The sequence below is a fragment of the Lactobacillus sp. ESL0701 genome (assembly GCF_029433445.1).
GTDB lineage: Bacteria > Bacillota > Bacilli > Lactobacillales > Lactobacillaceae > Lactobacillus.
Genome location: NZ_JAQTIC010000006.1, coordinates 68896 through 89259, shown reverse-complemented (window position 1 = coordinate 89259; position 20364 = coordinate 68896). Strand labels below are relative to the sequence as shown.

At 38.7% G+C, this 20364-nt stretch carries 22 protein-coding genes; 19 read left to right on the top strand and 3 right to left on the bottom strand.

From position 1 onward, the window contains the following. Window positions 1-38 precede the first annotated feature (38 nt). The 5 genes from coaA to PT281_RS05800 all read left to right on the top strand — a co-directional run bounded on the left by coaA (window position 39) and on the right by PT281_RS05800 (window position 4617). On the top strand, window positions 39-953 hold the full coding sequence (coaA, locus tag PT281_RS05820) for a type I pantothenate kinase (RefSeq protein ID WP_277152843.1): 915 nt from the start codon (window positions 39-41) through the stop codon (window positions 951-953). Window positions 954-1073: 120 nt separating this feature from the next. Then, window positions 1074-1646: an elongation factor P gene (gene efp / locus PT281_RS05815; protein ID WP_277152841.1), complete on the top strand. Its 573-nt coding sequence runs from the start codon at window positions 1074-1076 to the stop codon at window positions 1644-1646. Window positions 1647-1886: 240 nt separating this feature from the next. Continuing rightward, window positions 1887-2384: a PTS glucose transporter subunit IIA gene (locus PT281_RS05810; RefSeq protein WP_277152839.1), complete on the top strand. Its 498-nt coding sequence runs from the start codon at window positions 1887-1889 to the stop codon at window positions 2382-2384. Window positions 2385-2418: 34 nt separating this feature from the next. Further along, window positions 2419-3837, top strand: coding sequence for a PTS transporter subunit EIIC (locus tag PT281_RS05805; protein ID WP_277152837.1), 1419 nt, complete (start codon window positions 2419-2421; stop codon window positions 3835-3837). Between the two features lie 15 nt (window positions 3838-3852). Further along, window positions 3853-4617: a ChbG/HpnK family deacetylase gene (locus PT281_RS05800; protein ID WP_277152835.1), complete on the top strand. Its 765-nt coding sequence runs from the start codon at window positions 3853-3855 to the stop codon at window positions 4615-4617. 39 nt (window positions 4618-4656) lie between these two features. Here the strand turns inward: PT281_RS05800 and PT281_RS05795 are convergent, their stop codons facing one another. After that, window positions 4657-5664, bottom strand: a complete 1008-nt coding sequence (locus PT281_RS05795; protein ID WP_277152833.1) for a choloylglycine hydrolase family protein — start codon at window positions 5662-5664, stop codon at window positions 4657-4659. Window positions 5665-6144: 480 nt separating this feature from the next. Between PT281_RS05795 and trpX the strand changes: the two genes are divergently transcribed. The 6 genes from trpX to PT281_RS05765 all read left to right on the top strand — a co-directional run bounded on the left by trpX (window position 6145) and on the right by PT281_RS05765 (window position 11318). Beyond that, window positions 6145-7146 (top strand): tryptophan ABC transporter substrate-binding protein, encoded by a 1002-nt coding sequence (gene trpX, locus PT281_RS05790; protein ID WP_277152831.1) that lies wholly within the window; start codon window positions 6145-6147, stop codon window positions 7144-7146. Next, on the top strand, window positions 7143-8045 hold the full coding sequence (locus tag PT281_RS05785; RefSeq protein ID WP_277152829.1) for an ABC transporter permease: 903 nt from the start codon (window positions 7143-7145) through the stop codon (window positions 8043-8045). The genes trpX and PT281_RS05785 overlap by 4 nt, the downstream gene beginning before the upstream one ends. Next, window positions 8035-8814 (top strand): ATP-binding cassette domain-containing protein, encoded by a 780-nt coding sequence (locus tag PT281_RS05780; RefSeq protein ID WP_277152827.1) that lies wholly within the window; start codon window positions 8035-8037, stop codon window positions 8812-8814. The genes PT281_RS05785 and PT281_RS05780 overlap by 11 nt, the downstream gene beginning before the upstream one ends. A 59-nt stretch (window positions 8815-8873) precedes the next feature. Beyond that, window positions 8874-9215: a hypothetical protein gene (locus PT281_RS05775; RefSeq protein WP_277152825.1), complete on the top strand. Its 342-nt coding sequence runs from the start codon at window positions 8874-8876 to the stop codon at window positions 9213-9215. A 129-nt stretch (window positions 9216-9344) separates the two neighbouring features. Next, window positions 9345-10322, top strand: coding sequence for an amidohydrolase family protein (locus PT281_RS05770; protein WP_277152823.1), 978 nt, complete (start codon window positions 9345-9347; stop codon window positions 10320-10322). 21 nt (window positions 10323-10343) lie between these two features. Then, window positions 10344-11318 (top strand): NAD(P)-dependent oxidoreductase, encoded by a 975-nt coding sequence (locus PT281_RS05765; RefSeq protein ID WP_277152821.1) that lies wholly within the window; start codon window positions 10344-10346, stop codon window positions 11316-11318. A gap of 128 nt (window positions 11319-11446) precedes the next feature. On the opposite strand, the gene PT281_RS05760 is transcribed toward PT281_RS05765, so the two are convergent. After that, window positions 11447-11887 (bottom strand): MerR family transcriptional regulator, encoded by a 441-nt coding sequence (locus PT281_RS05760; RefSeq protein ID WP_277152820.1) that lies wholly within the window; start codon window positions 11885-11887, stop codon window positions 11447-11449. A gap of 236 nt (window positions 11888-12123) precedes the next feature. Here PT281_RS05760 and PT281_RS05755 point away from each other — a divergent pair, with 236 nt between their 5' ends. Together PT281_RS05755 and PT281_RS05750 are read left to right on the top strand one after the other, a co-directional pair. Beyond that, complete coding sequence (locus PT281_RS05755; protein WP_277153021.1) at window positions 12124-13551, top strand: MDR family MFS transporter; 1428 nt, start codon at window positions 12124-12126, stop codon at window positions 13549-13551. A gap of 3 nt (window positions 13552-13554) precedes the next feature. After that, window positions 13555-14298, top strand: a complete 744-nt coding sequence (locus tag PT281_RS05750; RefSeq protein ID WP_277152818.1) for a DUF4811 domain-containing protein — start codon at window positions 13555-13557, stop codon at window positions 14296-14298. Between the two features lie 64 nt (window positions 14299-14362). Here the strand turns inward: PT281_RS05750 and PT281_RS05745 are convergent, their stop codons facing one another. Further along, a complete protein-coding gene (locus tag PT281_RS05745; RefSeq protein ID WP_277152816.1) occupies window positions 14363-15124 on the bottom strand; it encodes a DeoR/GlpR family DNA-binding transcription regulator in 762 nt (253 codons plus the stop codon). A gap of 204 nt (window positions 15125-15328) precedes the next feature. Between PT281_RS05745 and ulaG the strand changes: the two genes are divergently transcribed. From ulaG to PT281_RS05715, 6 genes are all read left to right on the top strand, one after another. Further along, entirely contained in the window at window positions 15329-16402 is a 1074-nt protein-coding gene (gene ulaG, locus PT281_RS05740) for an L-ascorbate 6-phosphate lactonase (RefSeq protein ID WP_277152814.1), read from the top strand. A gap of 37 nt (window positions 16403-16439) precedes the next feature. Next, on the top strand, window positions 16440-16916 hold the full coding sequence (locus tag PT281_RS05735) for a PTS sugar transporter subunit IIA (RefSeq protein WP_277152812.1): 477 nt from the start codon (window positions 16440-16442) through the stop codon (window positions 16914-16916). 4 nt (window positions 16917-16920) lie between these two features. Then, the gene (locus tag PT281_RS05730; RefSeq protein ID WP_277152810.1) at window positions 16921-18417 is read left to right on the top strand and encodes a PTS ascorbate transporter subunit IIC; all 1497 of its coding nucleotides are present in this window, start codon (window positions 16921-16923) and stop codon (window positions 18415-18417) included. A 30-nt stretch (window positions 18418-18447) separates the two neighbouring features. Next, window positions 18448-18753 (top strand): PTS sugar transporter subunit IIB, encoded by a 306-nt coding sequence (locus PT281_RS05725; protein WP_277152808.1) that lies wholly within the window; start codon window positions 18448-18450, stop codon window positions 18751-18753. 11 nt (window positions 18754-18764) lie between these two features. Continuing rightward, window positions 18765-19403 (top strand): 3-keto-L-gulonate-6-phosphate decarboxylase UlaD, encoded by a 639-nt coding sequence (locus PT281_RS05720; RefSeq protein WP_277152807.1) that lies wholly within the window; start codon window positions 18765-18767, stop codon window positions 19401-19403. Window positions 19404-19478: 75 nt separating this feature from the next. Beyond that, window positions 19479-20360, top strand: a complete 882-nt coding sequence (locus PT281_RS05715) for an L-ribulose-5-phosphate 3-epimerase (RefSeq protein ID WP_277152805.1) — start codon at window positions 19479-19481, stop codon at window positions 20358-20360. Window positions 20361-20364 lie beyond the last annotated feature (4 nt).

Here is a 20364-nt window from a genome sequence, read left to right as displayed (position 1 = left end):
ACTTTATAATATAAGAAAACGAATTGAAGGACAATTAAATGAAGAATTATTTGCAGTTTAATCGGGATCAGTGGGCATCATTTTCCGCGGGCGATCAAGTTAAAATTAGTCAAGATGAATTGGCAAAGATTAAATCCCTAGGTGATGTAGTCAATTTAACAGATGTCCGTGAAATTTACGGTAGCTTGATTAAGTATTTGTATCTAGTTTACCAAGAAAAACGATCTTTGCAGAATCAGCAGCGTGAATTTTTACACGAAAAAGTGGCAGCTGCTCCTTTTATTATCGGTATTTCGGGGTCAGTCGCCGTAGGCAAGTCAACGACAGCACGATTATTGCAGGTATTATTAAGTCGGACTTATCCAGGACTAAAGGTTCACTTAATGACAACCGATGGTTTCATCTATTCCAATCAAGAATTAAAACGGCGGAATTTATTTGAGCGTAAAGGTTTCCCTGAAAGCTATAACATGAATTTACTGACCAGTTTTTTGCAGGACGTAATGTCTGGCAAAGACGATATTGTCTATCCGCTGTATTCGCAGGAATTGAGCGATATTGTTCCGGGACAATACGGTCACGTCAAGAAGCCAGATATTTTAATTGTTGAAGGAATTAATACGCTGCAATTGCCGACTAATGGTCAGATTGTGACCAGTGACTTTTTTGATTTTTCGATTTATATTGATGCCGCGGAAGAATTAATTGAAGAATGGTTCATGCAGCGCTTTGTTCGGGTATTAGAACTGAACAAAAATAACCCGAATAATTTTTATTATGAAATGGCTAATGGTCCAAGAGAAGCTGCCATGCAATTAGCTCAAGAAACTTGGCAAATGGTTAACTTAGTTAATTTACGTGAGTATATTGCGCCAACGAAGCAGCGAGCAAGTCTAGTTTTGCATAAAACTGATGGACATTTAATTGATCAAATCTACCTGAGACACTTTTAATTTGCTATACTAAGGGCATGAAGATTTATTTATTATTAATTAAAAAATTCGCTTTACCTCCAGCGTGAATGACTTTGAATTTAGGCATTGAATATTTTGAAAATTTAAAGGAGTATAAACATGGTACAAGCAATCAACTTAAAAAAGGGTATGGTTTTTAGTCAAGATGGTAAATTAATTCGGGTATTAAAGGCTAACCACCACAAACCTGGCAAGGGCAACACGGTAATGCAAATGGATTTGCGCAACGTTGAAAGTGGCGCAGTTGTTCACAAGACAATGCGCCCAACAGAAAAGGTTGACTTGGTCGACATTACGAAGAAAAAGGCTCAATATCTGTATAGTGAAGGTGACACTTATACCTTTATGGACACGGAAACTTACGAGCAATACGAAGTTTCTGGTGACCAATTAGGTGACGACAAGCTTTACTTAATTCCAAATATTGAAATTCAATTGGAATTTGCCAATGGTAGTAAATTGCTAGGGGTTGAACTGCCATCAACGGTTGTGATGAAGGTTGCTCAGACCGAACCAGGAATTAAGGGCGCAACTGTTACTGGTTCAGGTAAGCCAGCGACAATGGAAACTGGCTTGGTTGTTCAAGTGCCAGATTTTATTACTGAAGGTGAAGACTTGGTAATCAACACAGATGGTGGTGTTTACAAGTCAAGAGCTGAAGGTAATAAGTAACATAATGTAAGTTTTAAGCTGTAGTTTAATTGACTGCGGCTTTTTCTGTGCGTAAATTTTTGTAATTAACATTGGTTGCGGTAAAATATCTAGGTGTTGTTATTAAAAACGCTTGCAGTTGCGCATAGCTGTGAGAGTTTAATAATGGGTTGTTGCTCTTTGAGGCATACCATTAGCTAAGTATTTTTAGCATACTTTCTAATAGCTTGTTTCAGGGAGTTTTTTTATTGGAGGGAAATTGTGTTTAGATTTTTAAAGAAGAAAAAGCCTGAGTTCATAGTAACTGCACCAATAGCAGGAGTAGTTACTGACCTAAGTGCGGTTAATGATCCGGTTTTTTCACAAAAGTTAATGGGTGACGGCTTTGCAATTAAGTTGGCAGCTGATGCGGATACAGTTAGTGCTCCAGTTGCCGGTGAAATTGTGTCATTACCGGATTCAAAGCATGCAGTAGGGCTAGTAACGCCAGCAGGTGATGAAATTTTAATTCATATTGGGATTGATACAGTCAGTCTTAATGGTGCTGGATTTACGGCTTTGGTTGAGCAAGGAGACAGCGTTAAGCAGGGACAAGAATTGATTAAACTTGATCGTCAGAGTTTAGCTGCAAATAATGCCGACTTAACCACGATGGTGATTTTTACTAAATTAGCATCAGACAATCAAAATTGGACGATGACAAAGGATTTTGGCACGCAAACTACCAGTCAGGACATACTTATTAAGCAAAACCAGTAATTATTTATCTTACTTAACATCAAAGGAGAATTAAATGAGTAAAGATTACCGAGAAATGGCTAAGCAGATTGACCAAGCTGTTGGCGGCAGCGGAAATGTTGCCAGTGTTACGCATTGTATGACACGGTTGAGATTTAATTTGAAGGATATGAATGTTCCTAAGGATGACGAAGTTAAAAAGATCAGCGGTGTCCTTGGTGTTGCTCGTTCAGGCGGTCAATACCAGATAGTAATTGGTCAGACAGTTAATGAAGTTTACGATGCCGTTGTTGCAGAAGGCAATTTTACTTCAGCTGCCCCAGTTAATGAGAATTTGGATCAGGCAGCTACTAATAAACCAGAGAAGCGCACGTGGAAGTCTGTTGGTAATGCAATCTTAAATAAAATTGCCGGCAGTTTAACCCCGTTAATTCCAATGTTAATTGCGGCTTCAATGTTCAAAATGCTGGTTGCTGTCTTGGGACCAACAATGTTGAACGTAGTTTCAGTTCATAGTGATTTATATCAGCTATTTACTTTTGTTGGGGATGCCGGTTTTTACTTCTTCCCGATTGCAATTGGTTATACTGCCGCTAAGCAGTTTGATACGTCACCAATTTTGGGGATTTTCTTAGGCGCGATTATGCTGGATCCTGGTTTAGTTAAAATTGTAGCTGCTGGTAAACCATTCACGGTTTATGGTTTGCCAATGCATTTAACTAATTATGCCAGTACAGTATTACCAATCCTGTTATCTGTTTGGATTATGTCTTATATTGAACGCTTCTTTAACAAGCACATTACGGCGTCACTAAGAACCATCTTTGCCCCAACATTGACGATTGCAATTATGTTGCCGTTATCACTCTGCATCTTAGGACCTTTGGGTGGCTTTTTAGGTGAATATGTATCTAAAGGAATTATCTCCTTTGGTGAGTTGGGCGGTATTGCAGCCATTATTGGTGTCGGTTTAATTGGTGCCTTCTGGGAATTACTGGTAATGACTGGGATGCACTTGGTCTTAATTAGTGCGATGATTACAATTGTCGCGCAGACCGGACATGATAACTTTATTTTGCTTGGTTCAATTGCAGCCAGTATGGCAGTTGCCGGCATGAGTTTAGGTGCCAGCTTACGCTTAAAGGATAAAAAAGAAAAATCCTTGGCATTCAGCTACTTCATTGCTAACCTAATTGGTGGTGTTACTGAACCAGCACTATATGGTTTGGCAATTAAGTATCGCCGACCATTTATCGGTATGATGCTTGGCGGTTTTGCTGGTGGTATTTATGCGGCAATAACTCACGTGTCAGCTTATGTAGTTGTACCAGTTGCTAACTTTATGTGTTTAAGTGGTTATGTTGGTGGTTCAACTACTAACTTAATTAACGGGGTAATTAGTGGTGTGATTGCACTACTAGTTGCTGCAATTGCAACTTATCTTATTGGAGTTGAACCAAAGACTAAGAATTAAGAAAGGAACATATTGATGCATAATTTGATTATTCGTGCTGATGATTTAGGTTATTCTAAGGGCGTTAACTATGGTATTTATGAAGCCGTGAAAAATGGCATTATCAATAATGTTGGGGTCATGGTTAACATGGCTGATACTGTTCATGGCTTAGATTTATTAAAAGGCTTTGATTTTGATTTAGGGATGCACACGGTAATTTGCGCAGGTCGTCCAATTACTGATCCAAAACTAATTCCAAGTTTGGTGACGGCTGATGGTTCTTTTAAGCCATCAAAGGTATACCGTCAGGCCGAACATGATTTAGTTAATTTAGACGAAGTTGTTATGGAAATTGAAGCACAGTACCAGCGCTTTTTACAACTAACAAATAAGAAACCTGATTACTTTGAAGCACATGCAGTTTATAGTGCCAACTTACTCAAAGGATTGACAATTGTTGCTGAGAAGCATAATTTGCCGCTATTGCCATTTGATTTGGAGTTAGATCCAGTTGAGTTTAAGTCGCAAACGACAATTACGACCTTTATGGATAGTATGAAGCCAAATTATGATCCTTACCGTACTTTTGAACATGCCGTTGATTTTGCATTAAAAACTTCTGCTGATGACGTGCCAATGATGGTTTGTCATCCAGGATTTTTAGACCAAAGTATTATGCAGCAGTCAAGTTTGACAATTCCGCGCACGCAGGAAGTAGACTTCTTGTGTGATCCGCAATTGCCACAACAAATTGCGGAAAAACAGATTCACTTGGTTCGCTATACAGAATTAAATTAACAAAAAAAGCTTAGCCATTAATTTGGCTAAGCTTTTTTGTTAATTCATGTAATCAATGTCTTCTTTAGGGTTAACCTTGAATTCTTTGTAATCAGTTTCTTGTAATAATTCCGGAGTTAAGCGCACGCAGCGAATCCGTTGGTTATTGTAAGTTGAGTAGTAGTAGCTTCTAGATTCAGCACAGATGTAGGCACTGTAACAAGTGTAATCAAAGGTGTTGTTAGGTGTAACAACGATTCCGCGCGGAATGCTGACAGGTTCAAGCATATGGTGAGCAAGGCTGACAGCAGCAGTTTCATCAGCTGGCTGCTCGACGTTGTTTTTCATGAAAGCAGTTCTAACAAAGCGAGAAACAGGAGTGTAATCACCTGGCAAGCCGAAGGTACCAGAACCCTGACTGAATGGCTTTAAAGTTTTGCTTAAAAAGTTAACATCGTCATGCTGCTTAGGTGTTACTGATAAGTAATTCCGTAAGTTAGTTTCGTGCCAATGATAATCAGGACTGTTGGTCATGACACCAATTGAATCCTTGATGATATGAACGCCATCTTCTTCGGGCTCAACAATTAAGCTGGCACCAGTAGTATCTGAAAAGATAAAGTGCAGTGGTGAGACAGCTTTAAGCGTTGGGTTGGCATCATTAACAATGGTGATTTGCTCTTGGAAAAGCTCGGCAACATCATCTAAGTTGGCAGCTTGTGACAAAATTACAGAAATCACTTTGTCGGGTGAAACTGCCCAAGTACCAGCTTGGGCAGTTTCATGGTAGCTGGCATAACCAGGGAAGTACAGGGTCGCACCCATGAGGCCTTTGTCGTTAACACCATCAAAAGTTACAGGGGCATTGTCGTATTCTTGGATTTCCCCTAAGCCGATAAAGGCTCTCTTGCTGGTGATTTCTTGCTCAACGCTGTAAGCAACTTTAAAAGTTTTCTTGATGGGTGTGTAAACGACCTGCTCAGCCATTTCCATCATAAAGTCCATTGTTCGTGACAAAAAGTGCTTTTTGTCCTTAGTTTCTAGTGTAAAACTACTGCAACCAATCATTGGTTCTCCTCCGTAAATTAAAATATTATGTTTCTAAGATTATAAGAAATGATTATAGAAGTTTTGGTAAGATGATTCAAGAAGATGAAATAAATAATTATTATTAATTATTTTCTTTAATTGCATGATTAATCTTACTGATTTTTTAAATAATGTCATTGTAAAAATTCTTGACATTAACGTAAAATGAGATAAACTTAGAATAATTTATTGGAGAAAGGAAATAATTATGATTCAATCGTTCACATTAAACTTGAATAAGAGTTGGCAAAGCCAGCAGGATTGATCGTAATCGTCTTGAACGGATACGATCTGGCAAACAGTTTGTATCCGTGCTGACTACTTTTAACTTGACGAAGTTTGTTTGCATGGTAAAACGTGCAGCAGGCTTTGCGTCCTTAGGGCAAACCAGAGCAACATGCTGGTTTGCCTTTTTTTGTTGTCAAAAAGCCCTGATTTAACAAAAACTAAGGAGAAAAAATGAAACGAATGCTCGCATTTATTGGTGCTATTCTATTATTTTTGGGAGTTGACTTGGCGATAGCTCCTAGAACTGCTAGTCAAACAGCATCTAAATTAGAGGTCGTCCATGTCGGCATCCTGCAGATGATGACCCACCCCGCACTTGACCAGATTCATCGCGGGGTGGTCGCTGGCTTAAAAGAAGAAGGATTAACTACTGGCAAGAATCTCAAGATTGATTTTTTGAATGCTCAAGGTGACCAAAGTAACTTAAAAATAATGTCCCAGCAGCTGGCTAATAAAGATTCACTCTTAGTGGGCATTGCGACACCGGCGGCGCAGGCTCTCGCCAATAGTGCCCCGAAAACAACGCCAATTATTTTGGCGGGGATTTCGACGCCAGCAGCCAGCGGTTTAGTCAAAAGTGAGGCGCATCCCGGCGGCAATATCACAGGGACTTCCGGTCTTAATCCAGTATCTAAACAATTTGCATTGCTGCACGCGATTATGCCGCGGGCTAAGAAAATCGGTATTATCTATACTTCATCGGATCATGGCGGGCAGACTAATGCTCAAGCATTTGCGCAAGTTGTTAAACGGGCAGGTTTAATCCCTAAAATGTATACCATTGCCAACACCAATGATCTTCAGCAGGTAGCTAATCAGATGGTAAGTCAAGTTGACGCGATTTATGCCCCGCAAGATAATGGTGTGGCTTCGGCAATGAAGACACTGGTAAATGTTGCTAATAATGCCAATATTCCGGTCTTTCCGTGTGCGGAAACGATGATGCCGGACGGGGGTCTTACTTCTTACGTTATTAGTCAACAAGAGATGGGCAGAATTGCGGGTGTGATGGCAGCCAAAGTCTTGCGCGGTAAGAATCCGGCAACTTATCCGGTTGCCACAGTCAAAAGCGGCTACTACATGATAAATGAAAAGGAAATGCGTAAATTACATATTAAGATTCCAGCAGCGATTGTTCGAGCTGCTAGACAACATGGGAAGGTGATCAAATGAATTTAATAACTTCAAGCATTGGGCAAGGATTGTTATGGGCGTTATTAGGGCTTGCCTTATTTTTAACATTTCGCATTCTGAATTTTGCCGATATGACGGTTGAAGGGACGTTCCCACTAGGCGCGGCTATTACCGTGACGGCAATTACTAAGGGAGTATCGCCGCTCATAGCAACACTTCTGGGATTTTTAGGTGGCGCGGCAGGTGGGTTAATTACCGGTTTACTTTATACCAAAGGCAACATTCCAATTTTGCTGGCGGGCATCTTAGTAATGACGGGCTGTCTGTCAGTTAACTTGCGAATTATGGGCGGTTCTAACGTCTCACTGCTAGGGCAAAAGACCTTTTTCTCAGCTAAAATCTTCCAAACTCTTCCGCGGTACTTTGATAGTGTATTAATTGGCGGCGGGACAATTATTCTAATTACCATTTTGATTGCCCTATTTTTAGAAACTGATTTAGGGCAAGCCTTCATTGTAACGGGCGATAACCAGATGATGGCGCAGTCCTTAGGGGTTAATACTGATAATATGACAATTTTAGGCTTGACCTTGTCTAACGGTTTGGTCGGTCTGGCTGGGGCACTAATTGCGCAAAATAATGGTTATGCAGATGCCAATATGGGCATTGGGATTATCGTAATTGCGTTAGCTTCAATTATTATCGGTGAGGTCGTCTTTGGCTATTTAACGCTTAATCAGCGATTAATTGCCGTGATTTTAGGCAGTATTATTTATCGGTTTGTCTTACTGATTGTTTTGCAACTAGGCTTTTCAACTAATGACCTCAATCTGATTTCAGCTATTATTTTAGCTATTTGTTTAATGCTGCCGAAATTGCGGCACGCGTTAAAGTTGGACGGAATTTTACGTAAAGGAGTGAGCCAACATGGAAAGTAAACAGGCAGTTTTAACTTTGGATAAAGTGACAACCGTTGTTAACCAGCACACGCCAGCAGAAGCGAAAATTTTACGTGATTTGACATTAACAATTAATCAAGGCGACTTTATTACCATCGTGGGTGCCAATGGTGCCGGTAAATCAACGCTTTTTAATACCATTAGCGGGTTAATTACCCCCACAGCAGGAAGAATACTGCATCAGGGGCAGGAGATTACTCACCAATCAGTTGAAAAAAGGACCAGTTTTATTAGTCGCGTTTTTCAAGATCCTAAGATGGGAACGGCACCGCGAATGACGGTTGCGGAAAATATTTTACTTGCTAAAAAGCGCGGTGAGCGTCGCGGTCTACATTTGCGCAAGTTGGCTGCTCATAAAGAGCAATTGCGTGAAATCGCGACTCAGATGGGTAATTCGCTGGCGGATAAGTTAGACACGCCGACGGAACATTTGTCAGGTGGTCAAAGGCAGACGTTAAGCTTCTTGATGGCAACAATTAAACGCCCGGACATTCTCTTATTAGATGAACATACGGCGGCGTTAGATCCGAAAACTAGTCGTAAGTTGATGGCTCAGACCAGCCAGATTGTGACCACCCAAAAGTTAACCTGTCTAATGATTACTCATAGTATGGAAGACGCGCTTAAATATGGTAATCGGCTGCTAGTTTTGCGCTCGGGTCAAGTGGTAGCAGATCTTGACAATGAGCAAAAAACAAAGCTGAATTTGGATGAACTAATGGCAACCTTTAATGATACTGACGATTAATTATGAAAAGCCTGTGATTTTCACGTAATATATTTGTATAATAATATCGAGGTGAAATTATGGAATTAGGTTCAATATCAGAATGGGTGACAGCATTTGCTGAGATTGCAGCTGTTTGTGTAGCATTATTTTTGCCATATTATGAAAAACGTCAGGAACGCAATAAGCGGTCACGTAATTTGCGGCTGATCTTTAAGAGCTTTATTAAAGATGCGCTAGAAGAAGATAATGCTAAAAAGCTAGAATCATATTTTAAAATTAGCTATTTAATTAATGATAATGAAAATGATGCGCAGGTATTTTCTTTGGTACAACAAGCGATTAAGATCATTAATGATCATCAGATTACGCCTGAGCAAAAAAATAAAGATATTCAAGAAATTATTGATTGTCTTAATTAAATAAAACCACGTCTAGTATTTAGGCGCGGTTTTTAGTTTATAAATATTTGTGATAGCGGGGCTGAAAGTTAATTTGAAAAATACCAGTTTATTAGTAGTAAACTAGGGATTAACAACGGAGGTTTAATAATGAAGAAGATTGATGCACACTTTCATCTAGTGCGTTCACTTGCCGGCTTTAATGGTAAAGGCAGTTTGACAGCTTTAGGCAATGGTCGTGCGATTTGGGATAATAATCAAGCAGTACTGAAGTTATTTCCTGATGGCTGGGGGGACGATACTTTTACTGCTGAGTCAGCGCTAAAAGTCTTGGCAGCTAATGGAATTGATAAGGCTGTTTTACTGCAGGGCAGTTTGTATGGCTTTCAGAATTATTATTCTTATCAAGCAGTTAAAAAGTATCCTGACCGTTTCATTGGGGCCTTTTCTGTCGATCCTTTTAGTGAATTTTACATGCAGATTGTAAAACGGCACGTTGAAGAATTGGGCTTTAGAGCAATGAAATTTGAAATCAGTCAGGGTGGTGGTCTGACTGGTTATCACCTGACAACGCCGTTTCGCTTGGATACGGATCCGCGCGTTGGTCAAATTTTTCATTATCTTAGCGATTATCCCGGCTTTGTGGTAACTGTTGATTATGGTGATTATACCCAAGCTAGTTATCAGCCGGAGGCAATTGCCAATTTAGCTAGAATGTACCCAGAGCTGGATTTTGTGGTTTGTCATTTATCGTTTCCAAGTGCGGACCATTTAAATCGTTTGCAAGCTGCACTTAATCAGTGGCAGCCTTATCCGAATATCTACACTGATATTGCCGCAATTCAGGATATTGAAAATGAAACTACGGAGCCATTCTTGCGTTGTCAACAAGATGTTGCTCTTGCTAAGGAGGCTTTGGGTGCTAAGCGGATTATTTGGGGCAGTGATGCACCATGGTCAGCTACGTTTAATTCTTACCATAGTCTATCAACGTGGTTAGAACGCACGTCAATTTTTACAACCGAAGAACTAGCGGATGTGATGTACAATAATGCTGAACGGATTTATTTTAAAAAGACGGCAGTTGCTGCTGTTGAGGCAGCCAATGATCCAGCTTTGAAAGTTTAATTGTTAGAAGGAGAAAAATTAATGCCACAGTCAAAAGTATTAGTAACGGGAAAAGCTCCGGACCAAGTAATAAAAAAATTACAGGAAGTATTTGATGTTACGTATCCACAGAATAAACAGTTTTCGCGTGCGGAAGTATTACAAATGCTGCCAGAATATGATGGTGTGCTCTTAGCAGGATTAAAAGGTGACCGCGAATTAATTGATGCGGGCGCTAATTTGAAAATTATTGCGACCGTTGGTGTGGGCTTTGATCATATTGACATTGATTATGCACAAAAAAAGGGTATTGTGGTAGCTAATACGCCGCAAGCAGTACGGATGCCAACGGCTGAAATGGCAATTGCATTGATGCTTGCATCAGTGCGCCGCTTGCATGTGTATGACCAAGATTTGCGTGCGGGCAACTGGCCTGATCTTGGCGAGCCCCGGAATATGGGAATGAGTCTAGCTGGTAAAACTTTGGGTATTTATGGCATGGGGAGAATTGGCAGTACGGTTGGTCAATTTGCCCAACTATTAGGGATGAAGGTTATTTACAATAATCGACATCAGTTAAGTTCTGCTGAGGAACAGAAACTTAATGTTAACTATGCCGATTTTTCGACTTTAATTAAAAATTCTGATGTTATTACACTGCATGCACCTTTAACGCCGCAAACCGAGGGTGTTTTCAATAGTAGTGTTTTTAATGAAATGAAACCAACTGCTTATATTATTAATACAGCACGGGGAAAGCTAATTAATCAGGCTGATTTAATTACAGCTTTGGAGAATAAGACAATCGCTGGTGCTGGACTTGATGTGTTCGCGGAAGAACCTGAAGTGCCAGCAGCTTTAGGTGCATTAGATAACGTTGTATTGACGCCGCATGCTGGTACCGCGACACTAGAAGCACGCACGGCAATTGCTAACGAGGCTTCGGAAAATATCATTGCCTTATTGCGTGATGGACATGCTAAAAACATGGTTAATCAGGTTGCGCAGTATTTATAATTAAGTAAAGCCGCATTAGTTATAACTAATGCGGCTTTTTATTATTGATGAAAATAACGTATTAATTTTTAAAGTAAAAAGCCGTCAAAATTGGCGGCTTAATTAACCTGACAGTTAAGATTGTCAGGTTAATTTTTTTCTTTTAAAACGAATTTGATATCTTCTTGGCTTTCGATACCATAAATATGCTGTTTAGGGTTAGTAGCTAGGGGCCCTAAATCAAAAATTGTCTGGTCGTTTTCTTGTTTAATGTCATGAATACTACCTAAGAATAGGTGCAGGAGTGAGTGGACATTTTTTTGATATTCGGTCATCTTTTTAGCTGCTGCAGGTAAAGTATACCCTTCATTCAAAAAGAATTTAATCATTCTAATTTTTGCAATTTGATTAAAGGGCAGCTTAATTGCGCCATTTTCTGCTTTAGTAGTTTTAAGGTAGCCCATCTTGATCCAATAGCGTACCTGAGTATCAGAAACATCGCTTGCTCTGGCGGCATCACGAATACTAAGGTAAATTTTATCAGGTTTAATGATTTGGTTTAGCCATTCTGCATAAGTCTCTTGTTTCATTTGTTGCTCCTAATTTACTTAGTATTATTATAAAACTTTTTGGCATAATTTATTAGCTAGTTAGGAAGTATTTTAACATAAAAAGCATCAGTGTTAATTTTTTAACCTCAATATCAAATATTTGACATTAAGTATGAACTATTTTATATTAGAAAACATCTTGTTTAAAAATATGAAAGAGGGAAACTGTTTTGGCAAAAATTGCTGATAATAAAACAAGTTCATTTGGTAGAGCAATGTTGATTATTGTGCTTTTAGTCGGAACCTTCTGTACGGTTTTGAATCAAACACTACTTTCAACAGCATTACCTAAATTGATGTCGACGTTTAATATTTCAACTGCTACAGCGCAATGGCTGACGACTGGATTCTTGATGGTTAACGGGATCATGATTCCTTTATCAGCGTACTTAGCAACTACAATTAACACTAAGTGGTTGTATACAAGTGCCATGGTAATTTTCCTTGGCGGTACAATTTTAGCTTACAGTGCACAAAACTTTGGTACACTGCTGACAGCACGTTTAATTCAGGCTGTTGGGGTGGGTATTTCAATGCCGCTTTTACAGACAATTATGTTATCAATCTTTCCAGCTAATTCACGTGGGGCTGCTTTAGGTCTTGTAGGAATTGTTGTTGGGGTAGCACCAGCTATTGGACCAACCTTATCTGGCTGGATTATTGATAATTACAACTGGCGTGTTCTGTTTGGTATGTTAATTCCATTGATGGTTATCGTTATTGTATTGTCACTTTTCTTCATGAAGCCGGTACTTAAGACAACTAAACAAAAGCTTGATTGGTTGTCATTAACGCTTTCAACAGTAGGTTTTGGTAGTTTACTCTACGGCTTTTCTGCTGCGGGTAATGATGGCTGGGACGCAAAGAATGTTGATATTGCTCTAGTCGTTGGTGTCATTGTGACCGCGTTATTTGTTTGGCGGCAATTAGTAATTCCTAAGCCATTTTTGCAATTACGGGTATTTAAGACTAAGGAATTTACTTTAGCATCAGTAATGGCCTCAATTTCAACCATTGCGATGCTAGGGGTTGAATCTGTCTTACCATTATATTTGCAAATTGTTCACGGCATGAGTGCACTTAACTCAGGTTTGACTTTACTTGCCGGTGCCGTTGTTATGACTTTAATGAGTCCAATTACCGGTCGTTTATTTGATGAAATTGGTGGTAAACGGTTAGTTACATTGGGCATGACCTTACTTATTTTAGGGACGTTGCCATTTTTATGGTTGACTTTGGATACACCAGATATCTACATTGTCTTCTTATATGCAATCAGAATGTTTGGTATTTCAATGATTACGATGCCGGTAACCACTTCAGGAATGAATGCTTTACCTGATAATTTAATTGCTGATGGGACGGCTTCAAACAACACAGTTCGCCAGATTGCTTCATCAATTGGTTCAGCAATTATGATTACTTTGTTAACTAATGTTACTAATGCTAAGGCACCAGGTAAGTCATTATTAAAGGCAGCACCGTTTAGCTATAAGCAAAAGTACCTAACGGCAACTTTAGATGGTTACCATGCTGCATTCATGTTCTCATTAGTCTTTGCAGTTATCGGTTTATGCCTTTCATTCTTCTTAAAGGATAAACGGACACCTAGTCATGATATTAAATTAGAAGGCGGTGAATAATAAATGATTTTGGCAACATTAGTTATTGGGGCACTTGCAGCTTTTATCAGTTATATCTTTATTAAAACGCCGAAGTGGCGAATTACAGCAACAATCGTTTCAGCAGTAATTTTAATTAGTTCACTGGTCTTTTTGACTTTGAATAGTCATGAGCATTATGGTATGCATCAGGAAACGACAACCAAGACTGTACAAGTTTATCCAGCAAGTGCTAAGAATGGCTTGAACATGGTTCTGTATAAGCCAGTTGGGACCAATGGTAAAGAAACAGTTGTCGTTTATAAAAAGACCTTAGACCAAAAGAAGCCTAGTCATACACAAGCTAATGAATTAACGGCAGCTAATAACCACGTTAAGCGTGTATCAGGTAACACGGCAACGTTAAAGGTTAAGGAAACTCGTTGGCGCTTTGATTCAAGTGCAGCTAAATTATGGTTTGGTGTTTCTGGTTTAGAAAATAAATTAGTTAAACGTTCAAATACATTCTATTTACCTAAATCTTGGTTCTATTTATCAACTGATCAAGTTAAGGCAATGCAAAAGAAAATGGCTGCCATGAAGTCTAAAGCAGCTCAGCAAAAGCTGAAACAGCAGGCACAGCAATATGTCATGGCGCAAGTTAAGCAAGCTATGATGAAGAATCCAGCTTTGGCAACTGATAAGGCTAAGCAAGCTAGTCTAGCTAAGCAGTATGCTCAAGAATTTCAACAGCAAATGTTTAAAAAGGTTATTAAATCTTTAAAATAATTAAGTAGATTAAAACAGCAAAAAGTATAAAGCATACTTTTTGCTGTTTTTGTTTGCTTAAATTTTATAGCTGCACTTGAATGACCTGAATGCCAGCTTTAATAAAGCCGGCAATAATCTTCTTGGGTGTAAAAGAGTCAGTGATTAGCAAATCAATGTCGGTTGCCTGACAAATGGTAAAGTTAGAAAACTGGCTGAATTTGCTATAATCTGCAACCACAATTAGTTTGCGCGCATGCTTGATAATTGCTCCGTTAACCTTGGCTTCTTCAATAAATGGTGTGGCAACCCCGCGATTTAAGCTAATTCCGGCACAGCCAATGATTGCCCAATCGGCATAAATTTTTAAGAAGGGCTCAACTGCTAAGTCACCACTCATAATCATTTTGCGGCTGACATTGCCGCCGCTCAAGATGATTTTGCTATTGCTGGCATGCATGTCTAAGTTTCCGGCATAACCATTATTAGTTAGAATATTAACGTCTTTTTTCAATAAATATGGTATTGCTTCAAAGGCAGTTGTACTTGAATTAATAAAAACCCAATTATGCTTTTCAATATGAGATGCAGCTTCCTTACCAATTCGTTGCTTGATGTAACTGACGGAATCTGTAAAGGGAATTTCTTCTGGTTTAACTAGTGAAATAATGCCTTTTTCCTGTTCAATTTGCCCTTGATTGGCTAAGTTACTACAATCTCGGCGAACAGTCATGATTGAGACACCGAGTTTTTTGCTGAGATCATCTAATGAAATACTTTTTTCATGATTGAGTAAATCAATGATTTTCTTTCTTCTGTTTTTAATTTCTTGATATGAATTCTTCATTTTGTTTTCCTATATTAACATTATTCTCCTAAAATTTATTATCAAAAAATATCATAAAAAGATATCAAACACAACATTTTGCTTTTTATAATGATAAAACACCATAAAATATTTAAATTATCATAAAATATGATTGAAAGCGATAACATTATACAATATAATCTGTTGTGAAAACAAACAAGATAAACTTTTAGGAGGAAAAAGATGACAAAACCGACAAATATAAACGAAGTTACACCTGCTGTATTTGCAGAGAATAATTTCCCTGAATGGGGAACATACTTAAATGAGCAAATTGCCGAAAAGAAAGTGCCAGAAAACTCATTTTCAATTTGGTGGCTTGGCTGTATGGGGATGTGGCTGAAGACTCATGAAGGAACGAATATTGCTATTGATATGTGGAATGGTACTGGTAAACATTCACATGGTGATGGCAAGATGCGTAAGGGTCACCAGATGATGCGGATGACTGGTGGTGAAGCTCTACAGCCTAACATGCGTAATAAGCCATACGTGATTGATCCCTTTGCAATTAGAGATTTGGATGCCTTGTGTGTTACCCATACGCATCACGATCACTTGGACATTTACACTGCAGCTTGTGTAAACAAGTTCTGTCCGAATGCTAAATTTATTGGCCCTCAAGGAGTTGCTGATGAATGGAAGTCATGGGGTGTTCCTGAAGAAAAAATTATCGTTGTCAAGCCAGGCGATGAAGTTAAAGTCGGCGCTGTAACGATTAAAGCACTAGAAGCTTTTGACAGAACTGAATTAGTAACTGAAGATGACCCTAATGTTAAATTGGCCGGTACTAAGCCAAAAGAAATGGCCAAGTTAGCCGTAAATTATCTGCTTGAAACTTCAGGAGGCAACCTGTATCACTCAGGGGACTCACACTATTCTAATACTTATGTTAAGCATGGTAACGAAAATAAGATTGATGTTACTCTGTGTGCTTACGGTGAAAACCCTCGTGGTATCACTGATAAACTAGATGATTCCCAAGTATTGCGGATGGGTGAAGCCTTGAATACTAAGGTAATTATCCCAATGCATTATGATATTTGGTCAAATATTTACAGTGATCCGAAAGATATTTTGGTCTTATGGAATAGAAAGAAGTACCGTCTGCAATACAAGTTTAAACCATATATTTGGCAAGTTGGTGGCGAATTTAACTATCCACAGGATAAAGATAATTTTGAATACATGTACGATCGCGGATTCCATGATGCATTCAAGAATGATCCAGATCTGCCATTCCCAGAATTGTTATAAGCCTATTTTTTAGTTGCTTATAAGGTAGGAGGGAGTTATGCTACGTTATTTTTTAGAAAATCATTTGATTAATATCAGTGCTAAACAGCCAAAAGATTGGGAAGATGCACTTAGAATTTCAGGTGAAATTATGAAATCGAATGATCTTGTTACTGATAAATATATTGATCAAGTTATTGCTGATGTTAAAGAATATGGTCCGTATATTGTAATTGTACCTGGAGTGGCAATGCCACATTCACAAGCAGACAGTTCAGGCGTTTTGGGAACAGGAATTGGTTTAACTATTTTTCCAAAAGCAATTTCTTTTGACCAAAATGATCCAGAAAAAGATGCGCAATTGTTCTTTATGTTAGCTGCTAAAGATAATAAGCAGCATATGGAAAATATTGCTAATTTGTCCAATATGCTGATGGAAGATGGTTTAATTGATGATTTGCGGCAGGTAAAGACGTTGGCAGATTATCAAAAGGTCATTGATAAGTATGAACTAGCTGAAGAAGAGAGTAGGTAAACAAATGCAAAATGTTTTAAATGTTTTACTGTCCATTTGGAGCTATTTTGCCACTAATGTTTTAGGACAACCTGCATTTATGATCGGTTTTATTGTTTTAATCGGTTATATTTTGGAACATAAAAAGTGGTATGAAGTCTTGTCTGGCTTTTTAAAAGCCACAGTGGGCTACTTTATCTTGTCAGCTGGATCTAGTGGACTAGTTAATACTTTTAGACCAATTTTAGTTGGCTTGAAGGATCGCTTTCATTTAAGTGCTATGATTATTGACCCTTATTTTGGTCAAAATGCTGTTAATTCGGGAATTATGCAACGCTTCGGTCGCTCCTTTGCGGACACGATGCTGCTACTATTATTTGCCTATATTATCAACATTTTGCTGGTTCGTTTTTCGAAGTACACCAAGTTAAGAGCGGTTTTTACAACTGGTAATGTGCAGGTTCAACAAGCTGCTACTGCTTTCTGGTTAATTCTGTTTTGTTTTCCAAATTTAAACAGAATATCAATTTTAGCAATTATGAGTTTAATCTTAGGTCTCTACTGGGCTGTAGGTTCTAACCTAACAGTTGGGATTACGCAAGAGTTAACTGATGGTGCCGGCTTTGCTGTTGCCCACCAACAAATGTTTGGTCTGTATTTCTTTGCCAAGATTTCGGAAATGCTTGAAAAGCATTCCATGAAAAAGGGTAAGGAAAATAAGAATAAGCGGCTTGAAGATATTAAATTACCGAGCTTTATGTCAATTTTTAATGACAATATGGTTTCAACTTCATTATTAATGCTAGTGTTCATCGGTGCAATTTTAATCGTCTTGGGACCAGATTACTTAACTAAGGCGCACTTTATGCAAAAGGGACAAAGTTTTGTCTTTTACATTTTACAAACGGCTCTGCAATTCTCAGTTTATCTGGCTATCTTACAGTTAGGTGTTAGAACGTTCGTTAACGAATTAACAGAATCCTTTACGGGTATTTCTGATAGATGGCTACCTGGTGCAGTTCCTGGTATTGATGTTGCCGCAATTTTAGGTTTTGGTTCGCAAAATGCGCAAACAATTGGTTTTATGTTTGGTGCTTTAGGACAATTCACGATGATTTTCTTATTGCTGATTTTCCATTCACCGACTTTAGTAATTGCCGGCTTTATCCCGCTATTCTTTGATAATGCAGCGATTGGTTTGTACGCTAACGATCGTGGCGGTTACAAGTATGCCATGATTATGCCGTATATTTCTGGTTTAATTCAAGTTGCGGGGTCAGCACTGATTGCTACTTGGGTTGGCATGGCTCGCTATGGTGGTTACCTTGGCATGTTCGACTGGGCTACTGTTTGGCCATTCTTTACTGTAATTATGAAGTACTTAGGTTACTTTGGTGTTGCCATTATCATTATTGCTTTATTAGCAATTCCACAATTACAGTATCGCGCAGATCCAGAAGGTTACTTCTTAATTACTGAAGATTACTCAGCTTGGAAAAAGTTAAATCATAAAGAAGAATAATATTTGTTTTAGGTTAAAGGAACGAGAATTATGAAAATTTTAACTGCATGTGCTAACGGTTCAGGAACTAGTTTGATGTTGATGAGAACTGTTAAAAAGACAATGGAAAAAATGGGTTATCAGATTACGCAGGCTGATCATACTTCAATTTCGGAAGCTAAGGGCATTGCCCGCAACTATGACGTTGTTTTTACATCTGTTCCGTTTGTCAAAATGTTTGATGAAGTCAAAAAGCGTGGCGGCGAAGTAATTGGAATCAAAAATGTGATTTCAGCTCAAGAAATTGAAGATAAAATTAATGATTCCGATATTCCAACCAAATTTAAGAAGAATTAAAGGAGATAACAATGGCAATACCAAAATTACAAGTTGCTTTAGATAGTGATAATACTGCGCAGGCAATTAGCGTTTTACGCAAGGTTGAAGATTTAATTGATGTTGTTGAAGCGGGAACGATTTTAGTCTATCGCGATGGCTTAAGTGCCGTGAGAAATTTACGGGCGATGGCTCCTGACAAAATCCTTTTGGCAGACGTTAAGTGTGCTGACGCTGGAACTAAGTGTGGTAAATCATGCAAGGATGCCGGTGCTGATTGGATGACCTGTATTAATGCGGCAACTGTTCCTACAATGAGTAATGCTCAAAAAGAAATCGAAGTTCAGGTAGAACTTTATGAAGGCTGGGATGATCAAGATAGGATGCAGGAATGGCTTGATAACGGCATTCACCAGGTTGTTTATCATCAAAGCCGTGATGCGAAGTTTGCTGGACAAAAATGGTCTGAAAAAGATGTTGAGAACGTTAAGAATCTAATCAAGATGGGCTTTAAAGTCTCCGTTACTGGTGGCGTTCATCCGGAAATCCTTAAGTTATTTAAAGGTGTTCCTGTTTATACCTTTATTGCCGGTCGAGCAATTAGAGAAGCTGATGACCCACGTGCTGTTGCCCAACAGTTCAAGGACGAAATTAATAATATTTGGGGTTAATTAATAATTAGGGAAACTGGTGAATTTCAATTCATGGTTTCCCTTTTATTTTAAATTTGGTAAGGAGCAAACAGTATGACAGTAAATTCGTTAGGCATTTATGAAAAAGCTTTGCCGCAGGATTTGTCTTGGGAAGAGACCTTTAACTTAGTTCATCAATTAGGCTTTAACTTTTTAGAATTTTCAATTGATGAGAGTGACAAGCGGCTGGCACGGCTTGATTGGACGCGAGATGAGCGCCAACAATTTCGTGATTTAATGTGGTCAACTAATACCAGAATTAATAATTTGATGTTGTCAGGACACCGGCGTTTTCCGCTAGGTTCATCTGATCCTGGGGTGCGGCAGAAGTCACTGGAGATGATGGCCAAGGCAGTCGACTTGTGTGTGGACTTGGGTATTCATAATATTCAGATGGCTGGTTACGATGTTTATTATGAAGAAAAGACAGACTTGTCACGTGAATATTACGTCGAGAATTTAATTAAATGTGTTCACATGGCAGCTAAGAAAAATATTATGTTGTCAATTGAGACGATGGATGATCCGTTTATTAATAATTTATCCAAAATCGATCATTATCATGAATTGGCAAAAAGTCCATGGCTGCAGGCTTATCCAGATTTGGGTAATTTAAGTGCCTGGCCGGAAAATGATGTCCCAGCTGAAATTGAAAATTATATTGACACGATCTGTGCAATCCACTTAAAAGACAGTAAAAAAGTAACGCCGAATTTCAAAGGGCAATTTAAAAATGTGCCTTTTGGGGAAGGCTGTGTCGATTTTGTTGGTTTACTGCGGGAATTAGTGCGTCTTGATTACAATGGCAGCTTTACCATTGAAATGTGGTCAGGTGATAACGGCGACGAAAATGCACTTGGGGAAGTTAAGGCGGCAAAGACCTTCTTTGATAAGATTTTTGCCCAAGTTGGTATTACGCAAGAAGCAGTTGAATAGGAGA